The organism is Bradyrhizobium sp. i1.15.2 (assembly GCF_040548425.1).
GTDB classification, from domain to species: domain Bacteria; phylum Pseudomonadota; class Alphaproteobacteria; order Rhizobiales; family Xanthobacteraceae; genus Bradyrhizobium; species Bradyrhizobium canariense.
On sequence record NZ_JBEPRQ010000002.1, the window covers coordinates 38,548 to 55,387 of the forward strand.

12 protein-coding genes are annotated in these 16,840 nt (G+C 65.7%); 3 read left to right on the top strand and 9 right to left on the bottom strand.

From position 1 onward, the window contains the following. Nucleotides 1-29 precede the first annotated feature (29 nt). Nucleotides 30-731: a hypothetical protein gene (locus ABIB80_RS05025; RefSeq protein ID WP_007599021.1), complete on the bottom strand. Its 702-nt coding sequence runs from the start codon at nucleotides 729-731 to the stop codon at nucleotides 30-32. A 183-nt stretch (nucleotides 732-914) separates the two neighbouring features. Here ABIB80_RS05025 and ABIB80_RS05030 point away from each other — a divergent pair, with 183 nt between their 5' ends. After that, nucleotides 915-1,910 carry a LysM peptidoglycan-binding domain-containing protein gene (locus ABIB80_RS05030; RefSeq protein ID WP_007599022.1) on the top strand — a complete coding sequence of 332 codons (996 nt, stop codon included), beginning with the start codon at nucleotides 915-917 and terminating at the stop codon, nucleotides 1,908-1,910. Nucleotides 1,911-2,226: 316 nt separating this feature from the next. Continuing rightward, complete coding sequence (locus ABIB80_RS05035; protein WP_354127121.1) at nucleotides 2,227-3,510, top strand: Spy/CpxP family protein refolding chaperone; 1,284 nt, start codon at nucleotides 2,227-2,229, stop codon at nucleotides 3,508-3,510. A 102-nt stretch (nucleotides 3,511-3,612) separates the two neighbouring features. Here the strand turns inward: ABIB80_RS05035 and ABIB80_RS05040 are convergent, their stop codons facing one another. Then, nucleotides 3,613-6,060 (bottom strand): adenylate/guanylate cyclase domain-containing protein, encoded by a 2,448-nt coding sequence (locus ABIB80_RS05040; RefSeq protein ID WP_354127122.1) that lies wholly within the window; start codon nucleotides 6,058-6,060, stop codon nucleotides 3,613-3,615. Nucleotides 6,061-6,346: 286 nt separating this feature from the next. Beyond that, entirely contained in the window at nucleotides 6,347-8,428 is a 2,082-nt protein-coding gene (locus tag ABIB80_RS05045; protein WP_007599025.1) for an AsmA family protein, read from the bottom strand. A gap of 235 nt (nucleotides 8,429-8,663) precedes the next feature. Between ABIB80_RS05045 and ABIB80_RS05050 the strand changes: the two genes are divergently transcribed. After that, entirely contained in the window at nucleotides 8,664-9,338 is a 675-nt protein-coding gene (locus tag ABIB80_RS05050; RefSeq protein ID WP_007599026.1) for a Crp/Fnr family transcriptional regulator, read from the top strand. A gap of 5 nt (nucleotides 9,339-9,343) precedes the next feature. Here the strand turns inward: ABIB80_RS05050 and ABIB80_RS05055 are convergent, their stop codons facing one another. From ABIB80_RS05055 to ABIB80_RS05080, 6 genes are all read right to left on the bottom strand, one after another. After that, a complete protein-coding gene (locus ABIB80_RS05055) occupies nucleotides 9,344-9,688 on the bottom strand; it encodes a type II toxin-antitoxin system RelE/ParE family toxin (protein WP_198288261.1) in 345 nt (114 codons plus the stop codon). Further along, nucleotides 9,625-9,933: a hypothetical protein gene (locus tag ABIB80_RS05060; protein WP_245285962.1), complete on the bottom strand. Its 309-nt coding sequence runs from the start codon at nucleotides 9,931-9,933 to the stop codon at nucleotides 9,625-9,627. The genes ABIB80_RS05055 and ABIB80_RS05060 overlap by 64 nt, the downstream gene beginning before the upstream one ends. Before the next feature lie 35 nt (nucleotides 9,934-9,968). Beyond that, on the bottom strand, nucleotides 9,969-13,118 hold the full coding sequence (locus ABIB80_RS05065; protein ID WP_007599034.1) for an efflux RND transporter permease subunit: 3,150 nt from the start codon (nucleotides 13,116-13,118) through the stop codon (nucleotides 9,969-9,971). Further along, nucleotides 13,118-14,047, bottom strand: a complete 930-nt coding sequence (locus tag ABIB80_RS05070) for an efflux RND transporter periplasmic adaptor subunit (RefSeq protein WP_007599035.1) — start codon at nucleotides 14,045-14,047, stop codon at nucleotides 13,118-13,120. The genes ABIB80_RS05065 and ABIB80_RS05070 overlap by 1 nt, the downstream gene beginning before the upstream one ends. Nucleotides 14,048-14,205: 158 nt before the next feature. After that, complete coding sequence (locus ABIB80_RS05075) at nucleotides 14,206-14,877, bottom strand: OmpA family protein (RefSeq protein ID WP_007599036.1); 672 nt, start codon at nucleotides 14,875-14,877, stop codon at nucleotides 14,206-14,208. A 145-nt stretch (nucleotides 14,878-15,022) separates the two neighbouring features. Beyond that, a complete protein-coding gene (locus tag ABIB80_RS05080; protein WP_007599037.1) occupies nucleotides 15,023-16,531 on the bottom strand; it encodes a caspase family protein in 1,509 nt (502 codons plus the stop codon). Nucleotides 16,532-16,840: the final 309 nt, after the last annotated feature.

Below are 16,840 nucleotides of genomic sequence, written 5' to 3' on the forward strand. Positions count from 1 at the left end.
GTCTGAAGGCGCGGTGGACCACGGTTCCCTCAGCGTCGGATTTCCCATCTCAACGCTTCCGCATTGGTCTTGGCGAACGTCGCCGGCACGTCGAAGGTCCCGGTCTTGAGATCATAGCGGCAGCGCCAGTCGGCCAATCCCTTCACGGCGACGTTCTTCGGGTGCTTGTCCATTTCGCCCGACAACGAGATCACGAGGTAACGGTTGTCCGGCCAGTGCACGCCGAGCCCGCGATAGGCCTCTTCGGTGCCTTTCACGAGATTGGCCGAGATGTGGTAGTCGAGCTTCATCTTCCCGGTGTCGGGCCGGCTGTGGAAATAGGCCCAGGCCAAGTCGCTGAACGAGGTCTTCGTCGCGCTGACGAAGGCACCCTTCTCGGCATGGTAGAGATAGAGGTCCTGCTCGCCGGAACCGGTCTTCTGCATCCGCACCAGCCATTGCGAGTCGGGGGTGAAGCGGAAGCCGGCCCCGTAGCCCTGCTCGGGCTTGAGCTCCGTCATCTGTTCGCCACGCCTCGCCCAGGCCTGCCATTTGACGTCGAAATCGCCGCCGTCCTTCATGTACTGCTCGATCCCCGTGGCGCCATCGGGTGAGGTGAAGGCGAGATCGGCATTGTCGGTGAGGATGTAATCCGGCGGCGGGCCGGACGCGGCGAGCCCTGGAGTTGCGGCCATTGTCAGGGCAAGCACCAGCCCAACAGGCCATTGTGCGGGACGGCAAAATGCGTTCACGGGACAATCCCTCGAGAAAAATGCCGCGATGCGGCCTTGAGCATTTGACACCGGCGGGGGTGCGTCGGTTCATCTCCGTGCCGGCTCATCATCCTATCGACCGTCTTGCTGCCGTGACCAAAACGGCGCACCTTGCTGGGCCGATTGATTTGCAAAATTCTTCCTGATCAGGGTTCGTTTCCGATGTTGACCGCATCCAAGGCCTTCATTGCATTCTGTCTGCTCGCGGTGGGCGGCACCGTGCTGGTGATCGGCCCCACCGAGCTGCGTCGCCTGTTGCCGATGGGGGCGAAGACCGACATCGCCGCCAAGCCGGAACCCAAGGTCGAGCCCAAGCCGGAAGAGCCCAAGCTCGCCGCGGTCGCGCCGCCGGCGCCAGCTGCGTCTCCGGCACCGGCCCCCGAGCCGAAGGCGGGTGCGCTGGCCGAGACGCAAAAGCAGGTCACGGCCGCACTTGCCGATCTTGCACCGGTCAAGCCGCCGCCGGCGGTTGCGGATGCCGGCCCCCGTTTCGACGTCGCGCGCGTCGACGATCACGGCGAGGCGGCGGTGATCGCGGGCCAGGCGACGCCGGGCGCCAAGGTCGAGCTGTTGCGCGACGGCAAGCCGATCGACACGGTGGTGGCGGATGCCTCGGGCCAATTCGTCATGACGCCGCCGCAGCTTCCCGCCGGTTCCTATGAGCTGACCCTGCGGGCGAAATCGCCTGACGGCACCGTCACGCAATCCGGCCGCAGCATGCCGGTGACGATCGCCGAAGCCGCGCCGCCGCCCGCGCGCCCTGCACCCGCCGCGAGGCAAGAGACGAAGCAGGAAGCGAAGGCCGAGAAGCCCGACGACAAGTCGGATGTCGTGGCATCGGTATCGGACAGGCCTGCGGCCCGCCCCCGACTGATGGGCGCACCGAAACCGAAGGGCGGGTCAGGGGTGATGGCGCGGGCGCCCGCGGCCACGGCGGTTGCATCGGCCTCGCCGGCGGATGTCGTCGGCGGTGCACCGGCGGAAACAGGCGGCAGCCGGGTGATCTCCCGCGGCGACAGCCTATGGGCGCTCAGCCGGCTCGCTTATGGCGACGGCGCCCGCTTTGCCGTGATCTACAACGCAAACCGCGCCAAGATCCACAATCCCAACTTGATCTATCCTGGCCAGACCTTCGTGCTGCCGCAGAAGGCGGAGTGAAGGCGGCGCTTCGCCGCGGCTCCTGCGGCCATCCTTCGAGACGCCCGCCTGCGGCGGGCCCTCAGGATGAGGAATGAGTCTGCGGCGGCATTCAACGTAGAAGGATGCGCTGCCAAGCCTCATCCTGAGGAGGCCGCCAAGCGGTCGTCTCGAAGGACGAGGCGCTCGCTCAGGCGCCGCCGAGACGTCCTAAGCAAATACCGCGACGCTTTGCTCTGTACGCTTCCGGAACATTTGGTTCCCTCGCGCGTCATTGTGATGCGACGCGATGCGCGCTTGGCGCCGGAGGAGGGCCAAGGTGGACAGGTCAGTGATCATGTCGAGATCACGCTTGGGACCCAAGCTGGGGCTGGCGCTAACGGGCGCAACGCTGGCGATTCTGGCGCTCCTGCTGCCAAGCCGCGCCGAGGCGCAGTTCGGCTTCCGCGGCGGCCCGCTCGGTGTCGCGCGCTTTGCCGTCGGCCACATGATCGGCATGTCGCGCTTGCGCCATGCCCGCATGGCGGTGCGGGGCAGCCGATACCGGTCCGCAGCGTTGCGGTCGCAAGATCCGCGCGGCTCAGAGCGCGGCCAGCCTGCGAATCCTTACGTCCTCCGTGCCGCAATGATGGCGCAAGCTGCGCTGGCGGGCTGGCGCGGCGGCCGCCGTCCGCAGGGCTGGTGGCGCCATCCCGACGGCAGCTACGGCTGGGTCGGCCCGGTGTTCTGGCCGTTCGCGCATGACGATCTCACCACCGCAATCATCCTCGGCGATACGACCAGCCTCTCGCTCTATGGCTATGGCGACATCTATGCCGCGATCTTCGCGCCCTATGCGGCCACGGAGCTTGCCGCCTACACCACGCCGCACGGCCGGCGCGGACGGCGAGTCCCGACCGCGGAGACGGTCTGCGATGCCAGCGACACCGGCGGCCTGCCGGTCGATCGCATCGCCGCTGCCGTGCAGCCGAATGAATTGCAGCGCACAGCGCTCGACGAGCTCGCGACCGCGTGGGCATCCGCGCGCGACACCATCCGCGCCGCCTGTCCGACGCAGGTCCCCGCGACGGCCATCGAGCGCCTCGGCCTGATGCGCGAGCGTATCGAAGCCATGATCAAGGCAACGGATGCCGTCGCGCCATCGCTCGCAAAGTTCGTCGATCTCCTCGACGACGACCAGAAGGCCAAGCTCGACAGCCTGGCCAAGGACCGCCGCGCCGCGCTTGCAGCCATCCAGCAAAAGAATCCCCAGACGGCATCGGCCTGTCAGGCGGACAGCGATCCCCGCTACGACGAGAAGCTGCAGCGCCAATATGAGCAGCTCGTGCAGCAGCAATGGCCCGCGGCCGAGATCGCCGCCACGCTCAAGCTCGACGACACCGGCCGCGCCCGCCTCGACGTGCTCCAGGACACCACGCTGCGCACCATGGAAACGCTCAGCGCCTGTCCGTCACAGCCAGCACCGACACCACAGGCCCGTCTCACCGCCGTGAAGGCGCGGCTGGAGACGATGCTGCAAGCCGTGAACGGCGTCAGCGACGCGCTCGATGATTTCGAGGCGGACCTGAGCGACGAGCAGAAGGCCGGGTTCGAGGCGATGGGGCCGAAGCGCGGGGCGTGATCACCCGCACCGCTTCCAGCCCATTCCGTGCCCGCGTAAGCCATTGATCTTGAAGGCCCCGGCTACTGTGCATGGGGTTGTTTTCGCAGTTTTTTGTTTTGGCTAGCCGCGCCGCCTTGCCGCGGCGGCGTCCACCACGTTCTCGACCTCCTCGCGCCACGACAGAATCTCCATCGCGAGCACGGGGTGGTTAAAACCCTTGAGCACGAGATCGTCGAGCGCGCGGGCTTCGACCCAGGGCTCGACCATGCCGTAGACGCGGCGGCTGACGACGACCTGGCCGGCCTTGGCTTCGTCGCAGAGGCGGGAGGAGAGATTGGTGACGCTCCCGATCGCGGCATATTCGAGCCGCTGCTCGAAGCCGATCTGGCCGAGCGTGGCGTAGCCCATGGCGACGCCGACGCCGAATCCGAGCGAGTGGCCGCGGTTCTTCCATTTCTCGGTCAGGGCGCCGATCGTGTCGCGCATCTCGACCGCCATCTTCACCGCGCGCTTGGTGTGGTCGGCGAACTGGATGGGCGCATTGAACAGGATCATCACGCCGTCGCCGGCAAAGCGGTCGAGCGTGCCTTCATAGCGGTGGATCAGCTCGCCAAGCGCGGCGTGATATTCGCGCAGCACGTTCATCGCCTCTTCGGGCTCGGTCGCCTCCGTGAACGAGGTGAAGCCGCGCAGATCGCAGAACACGACGGTGACCTCGCGGCGGTGGCTGTCGAGGAGCGCGTCGTGGCCGTCCGACGAGGCGATCAGCTGCGCCACTTGCGGCGCGAGGAAACGTTCGAGCCGTTTGATGCGGCCGATCTCGCCGAGTTGTTTCTCGACCCGCTCTTCCAGCGAGCGATTCCAGTTGCGCAGCTGCTCGGTCTGCTCCTGGAGCTTGGCGGCCTGCTGCTGCACGGTTTCGTGCGCAGCCGCGAGCTCGCGGCCCTTGTGGTCGACCTCGGTGAACAGCCGCGCATTGCGCATCGCCAGCACGGCCTGGTTGGCGAAGGTGCGCATCAGGCCGATGATGCTTGGGGCGAACTCGCCGCTGGCTCGGCGCAGCACCACCAGCGAGCCGAGCGTGCCCTGCTGGTCGACTAGCGGCACCACCAGCACCGAATGGAAGCCGGCTTCGATCGCGACGTCGCGCAGCGGTTGCTCGGACGCCTGGTCGAGATCGGCAATCGCGATCGGTTCGCCGCTGCCGGCCGAATCGCTCAGGATATCCTGGCCCTCATCAATCGTGACATGGGCGCCGTCGGCGGATTTGTCGATGCCGTTGGCCTCGACCAGATTGAAGCGACGCACCTGCGCGTCATAGCCGTAGATCAGCACGGCGTCGGCATGGGTGATCTCGATGGCGCGCGCGGCGATCGTCGGCAGCACGGCGTTGAGATCGAGCGAGGCGGCGACCGCGCGGCCGACCTCTTCCAGCACCTTGAGCTCGTTGATCGACTGCGCGAGATCGCGGGTGCGCTCCTCGACCTTGGTCTCCAGATCCGAATAGGTTTCCTGGATCTGGCTGGCCATGCGGTTGAACTGGCCAGCGAGATCTTCCAGCTCGTCCGCGGTGTGCACCTCGATGCGATGGCTGAAATCACCCTCGCCGAGCTTGTGCGCGCCGTCACGCAGCGCCGTGATCGGAATGATCATGCGGCGCGCCAGAAGCGTGCCGGCGAGGATCGCGACCAGCAGGCCCATGCCGATCAAAAGCGCAATGCGCACCAGCTGGTCGCGGATCGGCATCAAGGCTTGCGTGGTCGGCTGCTCGAACATCACGCTCCAGCCGAGCTTCGGCACGGTGCTCGCGGCGCTCATCACCGCATGGCCGTTGAAGTCGGTGCCCGAATTGTCGGGCGCGTGGCCGGGCGCAACCGCGGCCGCAACTTGCGGCAGCTTCGAGAGGTCCTTGCCGATTTCGGGCCCTTTCGAGGACGTCGCCAGCACGCGGCCGCGCGGATCGACCACATAGGCGAACGCCGCCTTGCCGACCTGAGCGTCGGAGAGGTACTCGGAGAGAAAGCTGAGATCGAGCTCGGCCACGGTGACGCCGGCGTTGAAACCGGAATGCGCCACCGAGATCGACATGAACGGCGTCCGGTCGGAGAACCAGGCCGGTGCGTAGCTGACGCCGCGGGCGACGGTGTCGGTGAAGCGCATGTCGCGGGAGAGGTCGGCATTGCTGCCGGTCGTGGTCGACTGGCGCGAGACGCGGAGCACCTCGCGGCCGTCGCCGTTGAGCTGGAACAGCTGAGTGACGACCGAGACCTGGTGCAGCAGCTGGGCATAGTCGGCGCGGCGCTTCTCGAGCGTGTCCTGGCTCGCCCGCGTCACCCAGCTGATCTGGCGCTCGAGCTCGGAGATCGACTGCTCGATCCGCCGCGCGGCTGCCTGCGCCTTGTCCTCGAGACCGTCGGTCAGCTGTGTCTTGGTGGCGCGGTAGGAGATCCAGCTCTCCATCGCGCCGTTGACGGCGAGCACGAACACGACGAGGCCGACAAGAGAGACGACGTATTTGGCGAACAGACCCTCGCGCAGAAACCGTGTCTTGTCGTTCGCTCCTGCCATCCCGATCCTCTCGCGCCACCATCAGCGCCGGCGCTACGGTCCGCACGGACCCTGCGAGCCTTCTAGCACAATTTGGTCCAGGGGACTGTGAAGGGACTGGTCAAGGGCCGGCCGAGCAGCCGGCGTGGTTACCCGTCTTGGTTATCCGCCTTGGACGCTGGGCAGGCGCAAGCATGGTGAATTGTCGCAGTCTCGTCCGTTTGGAGGAAGCCGCTGCCGGGCAAGCCGATGTAAGGGGATGGGCTTGGCAAGGGAGGGCTGGGAGTCCAGCGCTTTGGTCCTGCAATCATCGATTAAAGAGCTGTCGCAGCACGTCGTTCATCGGCTGGCTGTCCTGCTGCGCCGCCGGCGGGTCCTCCAGGGCGGGGGACGCCGGCGAGGCTTGCGGCGTCAATGGGGATGGCGCCGCAGGCAGGCTGCGGCTGCGGCCGGTGCCAGTGCCGGTGCCAGTCCCAGTCGCCGTGCCGTTTCCCGCGCCACCGGAAAGTCCCTGCTGGATCAGATTGCCGAGCGCCTCGCCCAGGGGGCCACCGAGCAAATTGTTCTGTCCGGCGGGCTGCTGGGTTTGCGGATTGGCATTGCCGGCCGCATTGCCGCCACCCGGCGCGGTGGTCCCTCCGAGACCAAGGCTGCCCAAGATGTTGCCGAGCCCGGCGCCATCAGCGCCGAACAGCCCCTTGCCCATCTCGCGCAGCTTGGCATAGGCGGCATCCGGATTGTCCAGCATGCCGGCCATGTCAGGATAGATCCGTGGCTGCGACCAGGTGCCCTGGATCATCACGGGAATGCCGAAGCCGACCGGCTCGGCGGCGCGACCCTGGCCTTCGGTCGTCATCACCAGCTTCGGCTCGACGCGGAAGCCCATCATCTTGGTGTCGAGTGCGATCGTGCCGGCGCCGGTCACGCGGACCAGCGGTCCGGTCAGGTTGAGATCGGTGGTCACCGCCTGGCCCTTGTCGATCCGGAACGACGCCGAGAGCTGCGACAAATCCGTGCTCTGCTCCCGACTGCTGTCTCCGTTTTCCTGCCAGCCGGACAGCGTGCCCGATGTCAGCGAGCGGATCATCTGTGCGACGTTGATGCCGCGAATGGCGCCGTCCTGGAAATTGACGAAGGCCGTGCCTTGCATGTTCGCCATCAGCGCGCGCTGGCTGGTGCCGGCGCTGCGCAGCGCGAGCTTGGCCTGCAGCTTGCCGTCGATCCGGTCGAATTCGGCGAGGCCCTGCAGCAGCGGCAGCGCGCGCACGCCGGCGAGGTCGGAATGCATGGCAAAGCTCGGCGCGCCGCTGGTGGCATCCAGGATCAATTCGCCCGTGACCTGGCCGCCATAGGCGCCGAGATTGGCGGTGCCGGCCTTCAGCACGCCGCCGGCGAGTTTTGCATCGACCGCCAGCGGCGCGAGGCGTGCCTCGCCGATCACCGCCTCATGCGCGGAGATCCTGATTTGCGCATCGACATAGTTGAGCGCGGACACATCGATCGGCGCATCGCTCCAGGGCTGGCCGGACGCGCCTTCCGGCGATTTCGCCAGCGGGATCGCGAGCCGCTGGAAGTCGAGATCGAGCTTGACCAGAGGCTTGCTCGCGATATCGACCGAGGCCCAGCCGTTGAACGCGCCGTCGCCGAGCGTGCCGCTCACGCCGTTGATCATCACGACGTCGCCGCTCAGCCGCATCTCGGCATGACCTGCGAGCCGGGACTTCAGCACGTCCGGCATGTCGATGGCGAAATCCACCGGAATGGTCGGCCGGTCGGCCGGCGGCGCCGGCGTGGTTGCCTTGATGTCGAACTTGGTCGGATGCTCGCCGACCCGTGCGGTGCCGGTGATGTTGACCTTGCGGTCGCGACCGACGATGGCATCGGCATTGACGGCGCTGATGCGGCTCTCGACACGATCGCGCATGCGCGCGAATGCGATCTCGCCATCGGTGACCTTGACGCGGTCGATGGCGGCGCCGTCGGTATCGAGCGCGACCGGCTTCGACGTGCCGCCGGCATTCGGCAGGCGTTCACGCAGCAGCGGCTGGTAGAGCACGGGATGGGTGACGACGAGTTCGCTGATCTTCGGGCGGCCCGACCAGACGCTCGAGAGCGACATGTCGGCCTGCACGCTGTCGATGGTCAGGCGCGTGATGCCGCTGCGGTCCTTGGGGTCGGCAAGCGTGAGGTCGTTCAGCGTTACGTTCAGCGTCGGCCACAGGCTGATTCTGGTCGTGCCGTCGATCGACAGGCGATAGCCGGTCGCGCTCTCAACACGCGAGGCAATCGTCGACGTCAGGAAGCCCGAGGGGATCCCGACCACCAGCAGGAGTGCGATCACGATGACGACGGCGGCCACCGCCGCGCCGGCGAATTTCACTGCTCTCATGTCGACTTTCCAGCGGCGGACGATCGGCGTCGAATCCGGCAGATGACCGTCATTTGCGCGCGTCCTTTGCGCCTGAGTTTATCCCGGGACGGGAAGCGGCTCCAAGCACGGAAAAATAGTCTGGGGGTGCTGCAAAGTTATGTGACTTATGGCACACTTCCCCGGCGCGGTTTTACGCGATCCTGATGTTGATGGTTCCAAGCGATTTGCCAACGAAATTCACAAGGACATTGAAATGAGCAAGCAGGCCGAATTTGCGGTCATCCTCAAGATGAATGCGATGTTCGCCGATCTCGGCGCAGACGAGCTCCAGCGGCTGGCGAATCTCTGCCACACCCAGCATCTGGGGAACGGCGAGGTGCTGTTCCAGAAGGGCGACGCGGGCGATGCGCTGTTCGGCGTGCGCCGAGGCCAGGTCCGTATCGAGACCGGCGCCTCCGACGGCAGCCGCCTGACGCTGAACTTCATGGGGCCGGGCGACCTGTTCGGAGAGGTTGCGGTGCTGGACGGCCAGAGCCGCACTGCGGACGCCACCGCGGGCGAAGCCAGCGAGTTGTTCGTGCTGCGGCGCGAAGACTTTCTGGCTTTCCTCGAACGCGAGCCGAAAGTCGGGATCAAGATCATCGCGCTGCTGTGCCAGCGCATCCGCTGGCAGAGCGAGCGCATGGAAGAGTCCATGCTCCAGCCGCTGCCGGTTCGCCTCGCGCGGCGCCTCTGCGCGCTCGCCGCCGATTTCGGCTCGGAGGTGCACATCTCGCAGGAGCAACTCGGCGTCTTCGTCGGCGCCGCCCGCGAGAGCGTCAACCGCCAGCTTCAGGCCTGGCGCAAGGAAGCGATCCTCGATCTCCAGCGCGGCCGCATCCTGCTGCGGAACATGACCAAGCTGACGGCGATCGCGCGGAACGAGTAGGGGCGTCAGGTCCGTGCCTCACGGCCATGCCAGATTCTCGTAATGAGAATATCGCCTGTCTCGGGAGCGATGACATATCGCACGATGTAACCTGACGAGCCGAAGCGGATGATGATTTGGCGGATGACGGCATCCTCAGTCGGTTTGCCCAGCGCCGGCAATTCCGGCAGCCGATCGATTGCCTTCCAGATCGAGGCCAAGGCGCGTTTCGCGGCGCCAAGATTAACAGTATCGAGGAGTGTTCGCAGCCGCTCGATGTCTTCGACCGCGGCTGGCGAAAGGTGGATCATTTCACCTTGCGCGGCTGGGGACGGGGCAGCTCGTCTGCCGAGTCCCAGCTTGCCACCCACGCTTTAACGTCGTCGAGTGGGACAGCCAGGCCGGTGCGCTTGAAGTCGTCGTAACGACTGCGGTCCTCTGCGAGATCTGGACTGGAAACGTCGATCACTGAATCGAGCAATGCGACGGCCTCTGCGAGAACCGTTGCGATGTCCTTTCCCCGCTCGGACGCGATCTCCCGGAGACGGGCATCAGTGTCGGCGTCGATCTCAAGCGTTCGGCTTATGAGGTTCATTCCCGAAAGATAGCACTTCACTTACCGATGTCGAGCCCGAGATCTGAAGGCAATAGCTACTCCGCCGCAGGATGCACGATGTTTTTCGGCCGCTGCATCGCTTCCGCCGGCGCAGCTCCGTGGTGACTTGCGCCCTCCGCATCTTCGCTGTGCACGACCAGCCGCTTGCCGAAGCGCCAGATCAGGGCGCCGAGATCGTCCATCACCATGAACATCGCGGGCACGAACACCAGTGACAGGATGGTCGAGAAGATCAGGCCGCCGATCACCGCGAGCGCCATCGGCGAGCGGAATTCGCCGCCCGCGCCGACCGCGAGCGCGCTTGGCATCATGCCCGCGGCCATTGCGATCGTGGTCATCACGATCGGGCGTGCGCGTTTCATGCCTGCGTCGATCATGGCTTCTTCGCGCGGTGTGCCGGCGTGAATGGACTCGATGGCGAATTCCACCAGCATGATCGCATTCTTGGTGACGATGCCCATCAGCATTAGGATGCCGATCCACACCGGTGTCGTGAGCTGCTTGCCGGTGATCAGCAGGGCCGCGATCGCGCCGCCGATCGAGAGCGGCAGCGAGAACAGAATGGTGATCGGCTGCAGGAAGGTGCCGAACAGCAGCACCAGCACGGCGTAGACCATCATCAGGCCCGCCGTGATCGCGGTGGCAAAGCCTTCGGATAGTTCGTTCAGGCTTTCGGCGTCGCCGGAGGGGGAGACCTTCACGCCCTTCGGCCGGCTCTTCATGACCGGCAGGTCGTAGATCTTCTTGGTGGCGTCGCCGAGCGCGGCGGAGCCGACGAGATCGGCCGCGACGGTCGCCTGTCGCTCGCGATCGTAACGGTTGATGCTGGTCGGACCCTGGTCGAGCTTGACGTCGGCGATGACGGAGAGCGGCACGCCGCCCTTCTCGCCGTGTTCGCCGAGTGGCACGCGCAACTGTTCGAGCGTCTTCAGATTGCCGCGCGCGGCATCCTCGAGCTGCACGCGGATCGGCACCAGACGGTCGCCGACGTCGAACTTGGCGAGCGCGGGGCCGACGTCGCCGATGGTGGCGACGCGGATGGTCTGCGACAGGCTTTCGGTCGAGACGCCGAGCCGTGCGGCGAGATCGGCGCGCGGTTCGACGCGCAGCTCGGGCCGCTCCAGCGTGGTTTCCGAGATCACGTTGGAGATGGTGGGAATCCGCTTCATCTGCGTCGCGAGTTCGCTGGCGACGTTGTTGACGATGTTGGCGTCCGCGCCGGTCACGACCAGCGAGATGGCGCGCAGGCCGTTCTCGTCGAGGAACCAGAAGCGGATGTCCGGAATGTTCTCCAGTTCCTGGCTGATCGAGAATTCGAGCTCGCGCTGCGTGATATCGCGGCTGTCCTTGGGCGTGTAGTTGATGATCAAGGCGGCGCGCCGGACTTCCTGGGTCCCTGGTGGAACGCGGCCGCCATCGACGAAGATGCTCTTCACCTCGGGCCGCTTGCGCAGGCGCGCCACGATGTCTTCGGTGACCTTTTCGGTGTAGGCGAGCTGCGTGCCCGGCGGCAGCTCGAGGGCAACCAGCGAGCGCGAGCTGTCCTGCGCCGGCAGGAAACCCTGCGGCAGCAGCGTGATGCTCCAGATCGAGGCGGCGAAGACGCCGAAGCCGGCCAGCACCGTGATGAAATAGTGCTTCACCGACCAGCCCACGATCCTGTGATAGGACCGCAGCACGCGGCCGGGCGGCGGCTCTTGGTGATTGCCATGTTTGAGGAAGTAGGCGGCGAGCACCGGCGTGACAAAGCGCGCCGCGAGCAGCGAGAAGAACACCTGTACCGAGACGGTGATGCCGAACTGCTTGAAGAACTGTCCGGCGATGCCCGACATGAAGCTCGCGGGTGCGAAGATCGCAATGATCGTCAGCGAGATCGCGATCACCGCGAGGCCGATCTCGTCGGCGGCTTCCAGGGCGGCACGATAGGGCGACTTGCCCATGTTCATGTGCCTGACGATGTTCTCGATCTCGACAATGGCGTCGTCGACCAGAATACCCGTCGACAGCGTGATGGCGAGAAAGCTGACGAGGTTGAGCGAGAAGCCGAGCAGGTCCATCGCCCAGAATGCCGGGAAGATCGACAACGGCAGCGAGATCGCGGCGATGATGGTGGCGCGCAGGTCGCGCAGGAACAACAGCACGATGACGACGGCGAGGATGGCGCCCTCGAACAGGGTCGAGATCGCCGCGTGGTAATTGCCGTTGGTATATTCGACCGAGGTGTCGATCACCTTCAGGTCGACGTCGGGATAGGTGGCCTTGAGCGTGTCGATGCGCTTCTGCACGGCCTCGGCGACCTTCACGTCGCTGGCACCCTTGGAGCGTTTGATGCCGAGCGCGACGATGGGCTCGCCGTTGAAGCGGGCGAAGGTACGGCGGTCGGCGATGGTGTCGGTGACGGTGCCGAGATCGTCGAGCCGGACCTCGCCGCCGCCGAACAGCGGAATCATGGTGCCGGCGAGGTCGCTCAGCGTCTTGGCGCCGGCGAGGGTGCGGATCGCCTGGTCGTTCTTGCCGATCTCGGCGCGACCGCCGGCGACGTCGACATTGGTACCGCGCAGGCTCTGGCTGACATTGACGGCCGTCAACCCCATCGACTGCAGGCGGTCGGGATCGAGCGAGACCAGGATCTCGCGCTCGACACCGCCGATGCGCTCGACCTGGGCGACGCCGCGCACGCCCTGCAGCGCGCGCTTGACCACGTCGTCGACGAAATAGGAGAGCTGCTCCGGCGTCTTGCCGGGCGAGATCGCGGCGTAGGTGACGATCGGCAGGCCGATGACGTCGACGCGCTGGATCAGCGGCTCGGTGACGTTCTGCGGCAGGTTGGAGCGCACGCGCGTCACCGCGTCCTTGACGTCGTTGAGCGCGCGGTCGGTGTTGGTTTCCAGCGCGAACTGGATCGTCGTCACCGACAGGCCGTCGGTGATCTGCGAGGTGATGTGCCTGACGCCTTCGACACCGGAGACGGCGTCTTCAACCGTCTTGGTGACCTGGGATTCGAGCTCGGCGGGTGCCGCGCCGAACTGCGATACCGCGACCGAGATCACGGGAATGTCGGCCGAGGGTAGCCGCGTCACCGCGAGCTTGGTGAAGGACACCCAGCCGAGGATCAGGAGGATGATGGAAAAAACCACCGACGGCAGCGGATTGCGAATCGACCATGCCGAGATATTGAGAGCCATCAGCGTACCCGCGTGCGATCGAGTTCATCGGCGAACATGGTCTTGATCTGGTCGCCGTCATGCAGCGAAGAGCCGGCGTCGGCGACGACGATCTCGCCGACGTTGAGGCCTTCCAGGATTTCCGTCGCGCTGTCCGATGACAGCCCGACCCGTACCTTGCGCGTCTCGACAATGTTGCTCTTGACGACCTGCACGGTGAGATGGTCGATCGCGGTCTTGGGAACCGCGACGCCGCAGCTTCGCTTGGCGTCGATCGAGGCGCGGGCGAACACGCCGACTTTCAGCGAGGGATTGTTGGTGACGCTGATGCGCACGCGGCCGAGCTGGGTGGCGCGATCGATTTCGGGCGCGACCAGCCTGACCCGCCCGATCAAATCGGGCGCGTCGTCGCGGCTGATGCGCACGGTCGCGCCGGAGCTGAGCTTGGCCATGTGCACCGCCGGGACCTGCGCGTCCAGCTCGATCTCGTTGTTGACGGCGATACGGAACATCGGGCCGGCCTGTGGCGAGGCCGGTGCGCCGACGATGGTGCGGACCTCGGTGACGAGGCCCGGCGCAGGGGCTTTCAGCGAGACCGGTCCTTGCGGGCCGGGCCGCTGCGGCTGGCCCGGGATCTGGGGCGGTGCGGTCAGGCGCGCCAGCTCCTGATTGTCGGTGACGAGGGTGCCCTCGGTGACGAAGAGGTCGGTGACCCTGGATCCCTCCTGGTCGGCGACGACCACGGCTTCGCGGCGCGGCACGAAGAAGCCGGTCACCCGGACCAGGTCGGAGAAGCAGGCATTGGTCGACTTGGTCACGATGACCAGCGCCTCGCTCGGCGTTTCCTTGGGCTCGGCGCGGTGCCGATGCTCGAACAGATAATAGCCGACGCCGAGCACGACGACGAAGACCACCGTTCCGGCCGGCTTGAGATATTCGGAGAGGTTCATTGCCGGATCGTCCTGGCCTGGCTCGCGGCCGTCCGCGCGCGGCCCATGGTGAGCGTTTCCCTGAAATAAAGCAGCGTCCCGCAAGCCTGCGGGACGCGTGCTGGAAGCGAGACTTTACACCACATCACGACTTGTCACTTCAAAGGATTACGTCGTGCTCACTTCGATGCGGTGGTCTTGTTTTCCATGTTGACGACCTGCACGCGACGGTTGACCTCCGCCATCGGCTGGGCCGGGTCCTTCAGCTTGCTCTTGCCATAGCCGACCGTGACGAGGTCGGTCGCGGAGATGCTGTATTTGTCGACCAAATAGCGCTTGATCGAATCCGCGCGGCGCTCCGACAGATCCTGATTATAGCTCTCGCCGCCGGCGGCGTCAGTATGTCCGGCGACCACGAAGGTCGAGCCCTTCAGGTCGGGGCTGGTCAGCGCGCGGCCGAGCGCCTGGACCGAGGCAAGCGATTTGGCGCTGATATTGGCCGAGTTGTAGTCGAACGTGATTTCGAGATCGATGTTCGGCTTGTCCTTGGCCGCCGACGCGATTTCTTCACGCTCGGTCGATGAAAGCGACCTTGTCGAGCGGCCGCGCACGGACTGGATCAGCTTGGTCTCCGTCGCACTCGGTGCGGGATCGGCCTGCGGAGCGATCGAGAGGCCGCGGGTCAGCGGCTTCTTCGGCGGCGGCGCCAGCGCGCGGACGATCTCGTCCTCGGTGACGTTCTTGCTGTTGCCGTCGTCGCCCGCGAATGCCGGCGGGATCGTCAGCGACAGCGCGGCGCCAACGGTGATGATGGACAGGATTGCGGTAAGTCCCTTTGCAGCCAATCTCATAGCCAGTCCCTCCTGCGCAGCCAGCTCGCGTCGTTCCAAAATCCCTGCAATAAGCCCCCGAAGGGACGGCCTGCGGCATCCGTTCGATTAGTCTTCGCGGGGCCGCCGCGGGTTCGAGGCACACCGGCCTCGATTCAAAAAAATATCAACGCACTCCGTAGCTTGCGAATTCCTGAACAATGTTCGGGTCCATCGCCTTGGCATTGGCGATGTCGAGTGCACCTTCCTGGGCCGAGCCGTTGCGCTGCTTGGCGATCCCGCGTCCGAACAGCGAGGAGGTCAGGCGCGGATTGATCCTCAGGGCTGCCTCGAAATCGGCGATGGCGTTCTTGACCGCCCCCGATTTCAGATTGACCAGCCCCCGGCTGTCCAGCGCGTCGACGAAGTTCGGTCGCAGCCGCAGGGCCTCGTTGCAATCCTTCAGCGCGCCCTGGAGGTCGCCGACCACGGTGCGGGTCCAGCAGCGGTTGTTCAGAGCCTCTACATCCTTCGGGTTGATCCGGAGCGTCTCGTCAAAATCCTTGATGGCCAAGCTGTAGGCGCCCTTGCTGGCATAGACCTGGCCGCGCCGGTAAAGCGCGTTCACGTCGTCCGGATTGGCCGCGATCTTGGCGGTCAGCCCCTTGATGGTGGGGTCGTCGGCCAGGACGGCCGCACTCGGCCCGCTCTCCATGCTCGGAGCGGTGACGGGGTCGGCCGGAATCACGGGCGGAGGCGGCGGCGGTGCAGGAGGCAAGGCAGCCTCGACCTGCGGCTTCGGTGACGGAGCCGGTGCTGCGACTGTGTCGGCCGGTTTCGGCGGCACAGGCGATGGTGCGGGCGGAGCCGGCGGCGGGTTATTGGCGACGGCCGGCGGCGCGGGAGGCGGGGGTGGCGGGGTCATTGTCGGGCGCGACCCGCCGGCCCCTGGAATGAACGAGAAATCCTCGGCCAGTGATGAGGATATCCACGGCACCTGCTCGCCCCGCGAGGCACGGGTGACGCCCATCTTGGTGCGGTTCAGCGTCTCCTCGGCCATCAGGTCGGGGACGCGGATTTCCTTGAGGAGTTCCTGGACGAACAGGCTGTGCTCGCCGCCGGCGTCCGAGACTACTGACGCCAGCGCCGCCGAATACATCACCAGCGTGCCGTTCGGCGCGATGACGGGGGTGAGGCCGGCCGAGAAGCTGCGGAACCGGCGCTCGAACGGGTTGCGCCTGGAGGCGTCGACCAGCGCGATCTTGACGCCGGCGCCGCGGGTGTTGAGCTCGCCGAGCACGGTTTCGAGGCTGATGCCGTCGCGGCGCACATCGGATTCGGTCCAGATCTGCGCATCGATCGGCAGCAAGTAGCTCTGCCGCGCGGACTGGATGCCGAAGCCGCTGAAGAACACCAGTGCCACCGACCCCGGCTTGATCTTGCCGTAGAGCTTGTCGAAGGCGCGGCGCATGCCGTCGCCGGTCAGGTTCTCACCGATCTCGACGGAAAAGCCGTCGCGCTTGAGCTCGTCTGCGACGTCGCGCGCGTCGTTGAGCGGTTCCTTCAGGGGAGCGTCCGCGTCCGGATATTTGGCATTGCCGATGACCAGCGCAAAGCGATCGCCGGCCGCAAGTGACGGAGCGGTCGGGACGAGCGACACGAGCAAGGACAGAACGAAAAGCAGGCGAATTTTCATAATTAGCGCGATCCAGCCAAAAAGGCGCCGTTTCCAGCTTGCGCCGCGGCGACCTTAACTTACGCAATGTGCATTATCAAACCGGCGAAGGGGGGCGTCAACCGCTTGCGGATTCGGCGCTATCGCGACAATTGACCGCGACGCATGGGCATGTTGCGGGGGGAATAAACGGGCGGTCACGATTGCACGCGATGCATTCTGGTTGTCATTGCGGCTGCACGTTAGGGCAGCCGTGGCTACAACAATGTGATTGGTCTCACATTGCGGACGGGCCTGCTTCGCAACCTCCGGTGTTTGACCTTTGCGGTG